Consider the following 11,678-nt stretch of genomic DNA (forward strand, 5'->3'; position numbering starts at 1 on the left):
CGCGGCACGCCGGCCCCGCCCATCCGCCTGCTACACTCCCGCCATTCCTAGTCACACACCGCACACCTCCATGGCACAGTACGTTTTCACCATGAATCGCGTGGGCAAGATCGTTCCGCCCAAGCGTCACATTCTCAAGGACATTTCGCTGTCCTTCTTCCCCGGCGCCAAGATTGGCGTGCTGGGCCTGAACGGCTCGGGCAAGTCCACGGTGCTGAAGATCATGGCTGGCCTGGACAAGGAGATCGAGGGCGARGCCACGCCGATGCCGAACCTGAACATCGGCTACCTGCCGCAGGAACCGCAGCTCGACCCYGAGCAGACCGTGCGCGAGTCCGTGGAAGAGGCGCTCGGCGGCGTGTTCGAGGCGCGCAAGAAGCTCGACGAGATCTACGCGGCCTATGCCGAGCCGGACGCCGATTTCGACGCCCTGGCCGYCGATCAGGCGAAATACGAGGCCATCCTGGCCGCCAGCGACGGCAACAACGTCGACCTCCAGCTCGATATCGCCGCCGATGCGCTGCGCCTGCCGCCGTGGGAAGCCAAGGTCGGCCATCTGTCCGGTGGCGAGAAGCGCCGCGTGGCGCTGTGCCGCCTGCTGCTGTCGCGCCCGGACATGCTGCTGCTCGACGAACCGACCAACCACCTGGACGCCGAGTCCGTGGACTGGCTCGAACAGTTCCTCACGCGCTTCCCGGGCACCGTGGTGGCCGTGACCCACGATCGCTACTTCCTCGACAACGCCGCCGAATGGATCCTGGAGCTGGAYCGCGGACACGGCATTCCGTGGAAGGGCAACTACAGCTCGTGGCTGGACCAGAAGGAGCAGCGCCTGAAGCAGGAAGAGTCGACCGAGTCGGCGCGCCAGAAGGCACTGAACAAGGAACTGGAGTGGGTGCGCCAGAACCCGAAGGGCCGGCAGGCCAAGTCGAAGGCGCGTCTGGCGCGGTTCGACGAACTGAACAGCCAGGAATACCAGAAGCGCAACGAAACCCAGGAGATTTTCATCCCCGTGGGCGAGCGCCTCGGCAACGAGGTCATCGAGTTCGACGGCGTGAGCAAGGGCTATGGCGACCGCCTGCTGATCGACAACCTGAGCTTCAAGGTGCCGCCGGGCGCGATCGTCGGCATCATCGGGCCGAACGGCGCCGGCAAGTCCACCTTCTTCCGCATGCTGACCGGCAAGGAGCAGCCGGATAGCGGCGAGATCAAGATCGGGCCGACCGTGAAGATGGCGTTCGTCGACCAGAGCCGCGACGCGCTGGATCCGAACAAGACCGTGTTCGAGGAAATCTCGGGCGGTTCGGACGTGCTGACCGTGGGCCGCTACGAAACGCCGTCGCGCGCCTACATCGGCCGCTTCAACTTCAAGGGCGGCGACCAGCAGAAGCATGTGGGCACGCTCTCCGGCGGCGAGCGCGGCCGGCTGCACATGGCCAAGACGCTGATCGCGGGTGGCAACGTGCTGCTGCTCGATGAACCGTCGAACGATCTCGACGTGGAAACGCTGCGCGCGCTGGAAGATGCGCTGCTGGAATTCGCGGGCTGCGTGATGGTGATCTCGCATGATCGCTGGTTCCTGGACCGCATCGCCACGCACATCCTGGCGTTCGAGGGCGATTCCCACGTGGAATTCTTCCCCGGCAACTACCAGGAATACGAGGCGGACAAGAAGCGCCGTCTCGGCGAGGAAGGCGCCAAGCCGAAGCGCATCCGCTACAAGCCGATCGTACGTTGATCGTGGGATTCCCCTCTCCCGCGCGGGGGAGGGGAATCCGCAGGCATCACCCCCGCATCACCCCCGCACCAGCCTCACCTTCGTGATCTCCGAAGGCGCCCCGAAGCGTTTCGGTGGCCCCCAGTAGCCCGTTCCGCGGCTCACATACACCCACAGGTTTTCATGCCGGTTCAGCCCATGCACGTAGGGCTGCTGCATCGGCACGAACAGGTTCCACGGCCAGAACTGCCCGCCATGGGTATGTCCGGACAATTGCAGATGGAAGCCGGCCGCCGCTGCCGCCGGTGCGGTACGTGGCTGGTGGGCCAGCAGCACCCGCACCGCCGCGTGCGCCGGCGCGCCGGCCAGCGCCTGCACCGGGTCGCTGCGATGGCTATCGATGAAGTGGCCTGCCGAATAGTCGGTCACGCCGCCCAGCACCAGCGCTGCGCCGTCCCGCTCCACCACCACATGCTCGTTCATCAGCACGCGCAGGCCCAATCGGCGTAGTTCAACGATCCACGCTTCGGCGCCCGAGTAGTACTCATGGTTGCCGGTCACGACGAAGGCCCCGTGTTTGGCCGATAGCCGGCCCAGCGGTGCGGTGTGGTCGGCCAGCTCGCGCACGGTGCCGTCCACGAGGTCGCCGGTCACGGCCACCGCATCGGCCTGCAGCTGGTTCACGCGGTCCACGATGCGGTCCAGGTAGGGCTTCTTGATCGTCGGGCCGACGTGGATGTCGCTGATCTGGGCGATCGTGAAGCCGTGCAGCGCCTCGGGCAGGTTGGGAATCGGCACATCCACCTCGACCACCCGGGCCAGCCCGCGCGCATTGAAATAGCCGATCACGCTGACCAGCAGCGCCAGCCCCACCACGGCGGCCGCGCTGTCGGGCAGCAGGGCGGGCGGATGCCAGCCCACGGCCAGCGTCCCGAGCAGGAACAGGTCGCGCGCCGCGGTCAGGATCAGCAGCGTTGAGAAAAATCCCATCGCCAGCATGCCGAGCCAGGAAACCCGGTCCGCCCAGGGCGGCGTCAGGCGCCGTGCCAGCAGCGCGGTGGGCAGCAGCAGGGCCGAGATGACGAGCCAGAGCGCGCCCAGGCAGGCCACGGCCATCGGCACGGGCAGGTCCGGCAACAGCCGCACGCCGATATAGCCATGCAGCAGCGCCGTGATGGAGGCGGCAAAGAGAATCGAACGGCGGGGCGGCAGGGCGCTCATCGGATGGCCTTAGGCATCGTAGTTATCCGAGGAAGGTGAGGCTGGCATAACGCGGCTTCAAGGGCAGGGTGCCAGATTCAGAGGATTCTCAAGCGAAGCAAGATGCACACCTGGCCTCAGGCCGGGCGGTCCAAACCGTACCCAGTGCTGCGGTGATCTGCGCGGATTCAACGTACGAAATGAATGTTTTCGACAGGGATTGTCCCGTCTGAGCGCCTCCATTAGATTCCTCTCAGCAGCCCGCTTGTGCCGGATGCTGCGCAATTCGACGGAGTCGCCATGTCGTTCCGCTTCATGCGTGGGTTGTCCTGCCGGGCGATGGTCGCCCTGGCCTTGCTGGGCGCYACCGCGCCAATCCTGGCTGCACAGCCGCCGGCGCGCTCGCCGCTCACGCCACTCACGTGGCCGCGCAACTTTGATACCGCCGGCGACCACATCGAGCTCTATCAGCCAGAAATCGAGAAATGGGATGGCACCCGCATGTCGGGCCGCGCCGCCGTGGCGGTGGGCCCGCGCGACGGCACGCCGACCTACGGCGTGGTGCATTTCTCCGCGACGGCCGACATCGACAAGCCCTCGGCGCTGGTCCAGCTCTCCCAGATCGAGATCGAAAGCGTGGAGGTCCCCACCCGCCCCGACGCGGCCGACACGGTGCGCCAGGCGGTCATCGCGCGGCTGCCGGCCAAGGGGCTGACGGTGCCGCTGGATCAACTGCAGGCCAGCTACGCGGTGTCCCAGCAACTGGGCCGCGCGGTGCGCGTGCCGGTGAAGAACGACGTGCCGCAGATCCTGTTCGCCACCACGCCGACCTTGCTGGTGCATGTCGATGGTGAACCCGCGTGGCGCGCCGTGGGCGGCACGTCGCTGGAGCGGGCGATCAACAGCCGCGCCCTGCTGTTGCGCGAAGCGGGCGGGGAGCTTTGGCTCAACGCCGCCGGTTACTGGTACAAGTCCGAGTCGGCGGGCGGCGCGTGGGCCGTGGTGCCGTCGCCGCCGGCGGCCCTGCTCGGCGCGGCCAGCAAGATCCAGGCAAACAAGGCCGAGCCGAAGCCCGATCCGATGTTGCCGGCCAGCGGCAAGCCGCCCGCGCAGGCGCCGGCCGTGCTGCTGGCCACGCAGCCGGCCGAACTGATCGTCACCAGCGGCGAGCCGAAGATGACCCCGGTGGGCGGCACCAGCCTGCTCACGGTGTCCAACGCCGATCACGCGGTCTTCGTCGATCCATCCACCAACCAGTCTTACGTGCTGCTCTCGGGCCGCTGGTTCCGCGCGCCAATGCTGACCGGGCCGTGGACGCACGTGGCTGGCAATCAGCTACCGGCCGACTTCGCCAAGATCTCCCCGCAGGATCCCAAGGCCAACGTGCTGGTCTCGGTGCCGGGCACGCCGMAGGCGCGCGAGGCCGAGATCGCCGCCACGATTCCGCAGACGGCATCGGTGGCGCGGGCCAAGGCCACGGTGGCCGTGGTCTATGACGGCACGCCGAAGTTCGTGCCGATCACCGGCACCTCGCTGCAATACGCGGTGAACACGGGCACGCCGGTGATCGAGGTGGATAGCAACCATTACTACGCCGTGGCCAACGGCGTCTGGTTCACGGCGAGCGTGCCGGGCGGACCGTGGCATGTGGCCACCGAGGTGCCGTCCGCCATCTACACCATCCCGCCGAGTTCGCCGATCTACTACGTCACCTACGTGCGGGTCTACTCGGTCACGCCTGAGGCGGTGGTGGTCGGCTACACCCCGGGCTACATGGGCGTGGTGGTCAACCCSGACGGCACCGTGGTCTACGGCACCGGCTATGTCTATCCGCCCTATGTGGGCGCCTACTACTACGGTTACCCCGCCACCTACGGCTATGGCGCCGGGTTTGCCGTGGGCGTGACCGAGGGCTTCGCGTTCGGCTTCGCGGCCGGCGCCATCTGGGGCGCGGCGTCGCCGTACTGGGGCCCGTACTGGTGGGGCGGCGGCTACGGCTGGAACTACGTCAACGTGAATCAGGCGAATTTCTATGGCCGATGGGGCCAGGGCACGGTCACGCACGCCCAGGGCTGGAACGCGTGGACCGGCACCCAGTGGCGCGGCACGGCGGGGTCCGGCTACAACCCGGCCACCGGCGCGCGCTACCAGGGCAGCCGGGGCGCCGCATTCAATCCGTATTCGGGCGACTACGCCGCCGGGCGGCAGGGCTCGTTCTCGAATCCATCCACCGGGCGCGAAGGCGCCGGGCGCGGCGGCGTGGTCGGCAACGAGTACACGGGCAACTACGCGGGCGGCCGGCAGGTGGCGGGCTACAACGCGCAAACCGGCCGGGCTGGCGCCGCCGAGTTCGGCGTGGCCGGCAACACCCAGACCGGCGACCACACCGCCGGCAGCCGCGGTGTGGTGGTCAATCCGAACAAGAACAACGCCGTGGCGTGGAACAACGGCAACGTCTACGCCGGCCACGACGGCAACGTCTACCAGCGCACCGACGATGGCTGGCAGCAGCACACCCCCAACGGCTGGCAGCCGGTGCAGCCAAACAGCGACGTGCAGAACCGGCTCGACCAGCAGCGCCAGGCGCGCGATGTCGGCCAGCAACGCTTCGGCAATTCCGCGCAGCAGTGGCAGGGCCGCGGGGGCGGCTTCCAGGGCGGGGGCGGGCGCTTCGGTGGCGGCGGATTCGGCGGCGGAGGCGGTCGCTTCCACGGCTTCCGGCGCTGATCGCGCGCAGTCTCGAACCCGCCTGTCCGCAGAGACTGCATCGAACGATTTTGTTGAAGGCGGCGACGAAAAGWTTGAATGGTGGCGCCGCCGACRCCGCTTTAACCTGCCCACACGCACGTTGTGCGGCACGCCGCCGCGCAGCGAGACCCAACCGCAGCGGAGCGGCACATGAAACTGGTTTTCCCCATCGTCCTGGCCGTTGCCGCGCTCGGCCTGGGTGCCTGCAAGAAATCCGAACCCCCGCCGGCAGCCCAGCAGGCCGTGCCGGTGCAGGTGGTCAAGACGGCGGCGCAGGACCTGCCCGTGACCTTCGATTTCGTCGGCCAGACCGAGAGCGACCAGGCCGTCGATATCCGCGCCCGCGTGGCCGGCTTCCTGATCAAGCGCAACTACACCGAAGGCGCGGTGGTCAAGGAAAACCAGCTGCTGTTCGAGATCGACCACAAGCCGTTCCAGGTCCAGCTSGACGCCGCCCGGGCGCAGCTGGCCCAGCAGAAGGCCCGGTTCGAGGTGGCCCGCGCCAACCTCGCCCGYGTGAAGCCGCTGGCGGCGCGCAACGCGCTCTCGCAGAAGGATCTCGACGAYGCCAACGGCAACTTCCACGAGGCCGCCGCCGGCGTGGAGCAGGCCCAGGCCGAGGTGAAGACCCAGGAACTGAACCTGTCCTACACCTACGTGCGCTCGCCCGTGGATGGCGTGTCCAGCTTCGCCGTGCTGCCGGTGGGTGCCTATGTCAGCACGTCCAACAGCCTGCTGACCACGGTCTCCACGCTCCAGCCGATGCGGATCAACTTCAGCATCTCCGAGCCCCAGACGCTCGAGTTCCGCGCCCAGCGCGAGGCGAAGTCGCTGGTGGTGCCGCACGACGATCAATACACGGTGACCGTGATCATGGCCGATGGCAGCGAGTACCCACAAAAGGGCCGCATCACCTTCGCCGATGCCACGTACAACCAGAACACTGGCACCTACCTCGTGCGCGCGCTGATGCCGAACCCGGGCGGCCAGCTGCGGCCCGGCCAGTTCGTGCGCGTGCTGGTCAGYGGCGCGAGCCGGCCCGGCGCCATCGTCGTGCCGCAGCGCGCGGTCATGCATGGCCCCAAGGGCGATCTGGTCTACGTGGTGGACAAGGACAACAAGGCCCAGCCGCGGCCGGTGATGGTGGGCGAGCTGTCCGGCTCGATGTGGCGCATCGCCAAGGGGCTCGAGCCGAACGAGACCGTGGTGGTGGACGGCGCCGGCAAGCTGGCGGCCGGCGCACCGGTGCGCGTGACCGGCGAGGCCCCGCCGGCGGCGGTCGGCGAGGGCAGCCGCCCCGTCAGTGCCCCGGCCAGTGCCCCCCCGGCCCCGGCCAAGACCTGAACCGGAGCGCCCCATGATTTCCGCCTTCTGCGTCAAGCGGCCGATCTTCGCGGTGGTGATGTCGATGATCATCGTCATCGGCGGCGGCGTGGCGATGTTCGCGCTGCCGATCGCCCAGTACCCGGACATCACCCCGCCCCAGGTCACGGTCAGCGCCACCTATGCGGGCGCCGACTCGGACACCGTCGCCCAGACCGTGGCCGCGCCCATCGAGACCCAGGTGAACGGTGCGGACAACATGATCTACATGCAGTCCACGTCATCGCCCACCGGCTCGATGACGCTCAACGTCTACTTCGACATCGGCACCGACCCGGACACCGCCCAGGTGCAGGTGCAGAACCGRGTGAACCTGGCGCTGCCGCAGCTGCCCGAGGCGGTGCAGAAGACCGGCATCAACGTGGAGAAGCGCTCCACCAGCTTCCTGCTGCTGATCGGGATCTATTCGCCGGATGGCCGCTTCGACCAGCAGTACATCAACAACTACGCGAACCTGTACGTGCTGGACGCCATCAAGCGCGTCAACGGCGCCAACCAGGCGCAGATCATGGGCTCGGCGGACCTCGCCATGCGCATCTGGCTGCGGCCGGACCGCATGGCGGCGCTCGGCATCACCAGCAAGGACGTGCAGAACGCGGTGCAGAGCCAGAACGAGCAGTTCGGCGCCGGCAGCGTCGGCCAGTCGCCGAACGCCAACCCGGTGGAGCTGTCGTTCCCGCTGGTGACACCGGGCCGGCTGACCACGCCCGAGCAGTTCGAGAACATCATCCTGCGCGCCGATGCCACGGGCGCCGCCATCGTGCGGCTGCGGGACGTGGGCCGCGCCGAGATCGGCCAGCAGCAGTACATGCTGCGCTCGGCCCTGAACGGCAAGCCGGCGACGATCATCGCGGTCTACCAGCAGCCCGGCTCCAACGCGCTCCAGGTGGCCAACGACGTGCGCAAGACGCTCGACGAGATGGCCAAGACCTTCCCGGCCGGCGTGGCGTACAAGGTCTCGCTGGACACCACCGAGTTCGTCAGCGCCTCCATCGAGGAAGTGGTCCATACGCTGGTCGAGGCCGTGATCCTGGTCGTGCTGGTGGTCTTCATCTTCCTGCAGAACATCCGGGCGACGGTGATCCCGGTGCTGGCCGTGTTCGTGTCGATCATCGGCACCTTTGCCGGCCTGCTGGCGCTGGGCTTCTCGATCAACCTGCTGACGCTGTTCGCGCTGGTGCTGGCCATCGGCATCGTGGTGGATGACGCCATCGTGGTGGTRGAGAACGTCGAGCGGAACATGGCCGAGTTCAAGCTCTCCCCGCGCGAGGCCACCCTGCGGGCGATGGAGGAGGTCACCGGGCCGGTCATCGCCATCGTGCTGGTGCTCTCGGCGGTGTTCATCCCGGTGGCCTTCGTCTCGGGCACGACCGGCCAGCTCTACCGGCAGTTCGCGCTGACCATCGTCATCTCGGTGGTCATCTCGGGCTTCTGCGCGCTCACGCTCTCGCCGGCGCTGGCGGCGCTGATCCTGAAGCCAGGGCACCACACGCCGTGGCGCGGCTTCGTCTGGTTCAACGAGCGGTTCGACCGCCTGGTGCACCACTACGGCGGCTGGGTGCGCACGATCATGCGGCGCGCGGTGGTCGCGCTGGCGATCTTCGGGGCGATGCTGCTGGCTACGTGGCAGCTGTTCGCGCACATCCCCACGGCCTTCGTGCCGTCCGAGGACCAGGGCTACATCCTCGTGGCGGTGATCATGCCGGACTCCGCGAGCCTGGACCGCAGCGAAAAGGTCACCTCGCAGGTGGCCGAGATGTTCCGCAAGCACCCGGCCGTGGAGGATGCCTCCGCGCTGACCGGCTACAGCTTCATCGACAGCCAGTACAAGACCAACGCCGGCACGGTGTTCGTCGGCATGAAGAGCTTCAAGGAYCGCGGTTCCGCCGATCTGGGCGTGCCGGCGATGCTGGCCGAGATGACGCCCAAGCTGCGCGCGATTCCCGAGGCGGTGATCATTCCGGTCAATCCGCCGTCGATTCCCGGGCTGGGCTCGCAGGGCGGCTTCGAGTTCTGGATCCAGAACCGGGGCACCGGCAACACGGCCGAGCTGGAAGGCGTGACGCGCCGCTTCATCCAGGCAGCGGCCGCGCACAAGGAACTGGGCCGGTTGACCAGCACGATCCAGTCGGCCTCGCGCCAGATGCGGGTGGAGGTGGACAAGGAAAAGGCCGAGACCATGGGCGTGCCGATTGCCGATGTCTACGGCACGCTGCAGACGCAATTCGGCTCGCTCTACGTCAGCCAGTTCACGCAGTACAGCCGCGTCTGGCAGGTGATCCTGCAGGCCGAGCCGCAGTACCGGGCCACGCCGACGAATCTCGAATACCTGTACGTGCGCGGGCGGGACGGCAAGATGGCGCCAGTCTCCGGGCTGCTGAAGACCTACTACTCCAGCGGGCCGGACCTGCTCTCGCGCTTCAACAACTTCCCGGCGGCCAAGATCACCGGCGATGCCGCGCCCGGCCACAGTTCGGGCCAGGCGCTGGCGGCCATGGAGGCGGTGGCGCGGGAGGTGCTGCCCGCCGGCTACAGCTTCGCCTGGAGCGGCGAGGCCTTCGAGCAGAAGAAATCCGGCAATACCACCACCATCGTCTTCGTGTTCGGCATCGTCATGGTGTTCCTGATCCTGGCGGCACAGTACGAGTCGTGGTCCTTGCCGCTGTCGATCCTGACCGCCGTGCCGTTCGGCATCTTCGGCGCCCTGATGGCGATCCTGTTGCGGGGCTTGTCGAACGACGTGTACTTCCAGATCGGCATGGTGACGCTGATCGGGCTGGCGGCGAAGAACGCCATCCTGATCGTGGAATTCGCGGTGATGAAGCACAAGGAAGGGCTTTCCCACGCCGATGCCGCCGTGGAGGCCGCCAAGCTGCGGCTGCGGCCGATCGTGATGACCTCGCTCGCCTTCATTCTTGGCGCGGTGCCGCTGTTCATCGCCTCGGGGGCGGGGTCGAATTCGCGGCATTCCATCGGCACCGGCATCATCGGCGGGATGATCGCGGCCACTTCGCTCGCGCTGCTGTTCGTGCCGCTGTTCTCGTGGCTGGTGGGCACGGCCGCCGACAAGTGGGCGGCGCGCCGCCCGCGCAAGGTCGCGGCGCCATCCACTTCGCATCCTTCACCGAGCGCCGGGGAGCCATCATGAATGCCGTACTGCGTAGCACTGCGATGTCGGCCGCCTGTCTGGCGATCCTGGGCGGCTGCGCCATCGGCCCGGACTACGCGCGGCCGGAGGCGGCCGAGCCGCCCAACTACCGGATCGACAGCGGCGTGCTGACCGTGGCCGCCGACAGCGACTGGTGGAACAGCTTCAACGACCCGGTGCTGACCGCGATGGTCGAGGCGGCGCTGCGCAGCAACTACGACGCGCGCATCGCGGCGGCCCGCATCGACGAATTCCGGGGCCAGCTGATGGTGGCGCGCTCGGGCTTCTATCCGCAGCTGAACGCCACCGCCTCGGCGGCGCGGCAGAAAAGCGGCTCGTTCAACGGCACGCCGTTCGCGGCGCTGGGCGGCCCGCGCAACAGCTACGAGGCGCTGCTGAACGCCAGCTGGGAGATCGACCTCTGGGGCCGYATCCGCCGGCAGGCCGAGTCGGCCGAAGCCAGCCTGTGGAATGCCGAGTACACCCGGCGCGGCGTGGTGCTGGCGCTGGCGGCCTCGGTGGTGCAGGGCTACGCCACGCTGCGCGGGCTCGATGCGCAGCTCGAGGTGGCGCGCGCCACGCTCGACGCACGCGGCCGCGCACTCGACATCTTCCAGCAACGCTATCAGGGCGGCGTGATCTCGCAGGTGGAGTTGTCCCAGGCCGAGAACGACTTCTATTCGACCGAGGCGACCATCCCGCCGCTGCGCACGTCGATCGCCCAGACCGAGAACGCGTTGTCCGTGCTGCTGGGCCGCGAGCCGGGGCCGGTGGAGCGCGGCAAGCCGGTGAACGAGCTGACGGCGCCGGCCATCGGCGCCGACCTGCCTGCCGCGCTGCTGGCGCGCCGGCCGGACGTCCTGCAGGCCGAGCAAACCGCCGTGGCCGCCAACGCGCAGGTGGGCGCCGCGCTGGCGCTGTTCCTGCCGTCGGTCAATTTGTCGGGGTTCTTCGGCGCGCTGGCCACCTCGCCGGCGGGCCTGTGGCAGAGCGCCTCGCAGATCTGGGGCTTTGGCGCCAACCTCGCCCAGCCGGTGTTTCAGGGCGGGGCGATCCGGGGGCAGGTGAATACGGCCGAAGCGGTGCGCGACCAGGCCATGCTCGGCTATCAGTTCAGCGTGCTCAATGCGCTGGCCGATGTGAACAACCAGCTGTCCAACGGCATCGAGACCCGTAACCGGCTCGGCAGCCTGCGCCGGCAGGAGCAGAGCCTGCTGATCTACGCGGACCAGTCCAGCGCGCGCTACGAGGGCGGCTATTCCAGCTATCTCGAAGTGACGGACGCCCAGGAGAAGCTGTTCACGGTGCAGTTGGCGGCGATCCAGGGGCAGGTCGATGTCCTGACCGGCACCGCCTCGCTGTACAAGGCGCTTGGTGGCGGCTGGCCCGCCATCCCGAGCGATGTGCGGGACGCCGGCCTGACCGGCGACGCCCGCGCTACTGTGCCGCCTCCGCCCCCTCCCGCTAAATAGAAGTCCCTTC

At 68.1% G+C, this 11,678-nt stretch carries 6 protein-coding genes; 5 read left to right on the forward strand and 1 reads right to left on the reverse strand.

From position 1 onward, the window contains the following. Nucleotides 1-70: 70 nt before the first annotated feature. Nucleotides 71-1,738, forward strand: coding sequence for an energy-dependent translational throttle protein EttA (ettA, locus tag AB4Z27_RS22655; protein WP_441645309.1), 1,668 nt, complete (start codon nt 71-73; stop codon nt 1,736-1,738). A gap of 57 nt (nt 1,739-1,795) precedes the next feature. On the opposite strand, the gene AB4Z27_RS22660 is transcribed toward ettA, so the two are convergent. Beyond that, nucleotides 1,796-2,929, reverse strand: a complete 1,134-nt coding sequence (locus AB4Z27_RS22660; RefSeq protein WP_441593428.1) for a metallophosphoesterase — start codon at nt 2,927-2,929, stop codon at nt 1,796-1,798. A 288-nt stretch (nt 2,930-3,217) separates the two neighbouring features. On the opposite strand from AB4Z27_RS22660, the gene AB4Z27_RS22665 reads away from it, so the two are divergent. From AB4Z27_RS22665 to AB4Z27_RS22680, 4 genes are all read left to right on the forward strand, one after another. After that, entirely contained in the window at nt 3,218-5,644 is a 2,427-nt protein-coding gene (locus AB4Z27_RS22665) for a carbohydrate-binding family V/XII (RefSeq protein WP_441645310.1), read from the forward strand. A 171-nt stretch (nt 5,645-5,815) separates the two neighbouring features. After that, nucleotides 5,816-7,009 carry an efflux RND transporter periplasmic adaptor subunit gene (locus AB4Z27_RS22670; RefSeq protein ID WP_092299143.1) on the forward strand — a complete coding sequence of 398 codons (1,194 nt, stop codon included), beginning with the start codon at nt 5,816-5,818 and terminating at the stop codon, nt 7,007-7,009. Between the two features lie 13 nt (nt 7,010-7,022). Beyond that, nucleotides 7,023-10,196: an efflux RND transporter permease subunit gene (locus tag AB4Z27_RS22675; protein ID WP_092299140.1), complete on the forward strand. Its 3,174-nt coding sequence runs from the start codon at nt 7,023-7,025 to the stop codon at nt 10,194-10,196. Continuing rightward, nucleotides 10,193-11,668, forward strand: coding sequence for an efflux transporter outer membrane subunit (locus tag AB4Z27_RS22680; protein WP_092299463.1), 1,476 nt, complete (start codon nt 10,193-10,195; stop codon nt 11,666-11,668). Before AB4Z27_RS22675 ends, AB4Z27_RS22680 begins: the two co-directional genes overlap by 4 nt. Nucleotides 11,669-11,678 lie beyond the last annotated feature (10 nt).

The organism is Cupriavidus sp. KB_39 (assembly GCF_052114485.1).
Classification (GTDB): domain Bacteria; phylum Pseudomonadota; class Gammaproteobacteria; order Burkholderiales; family Burkholderiaceae; genus Cupriavidus.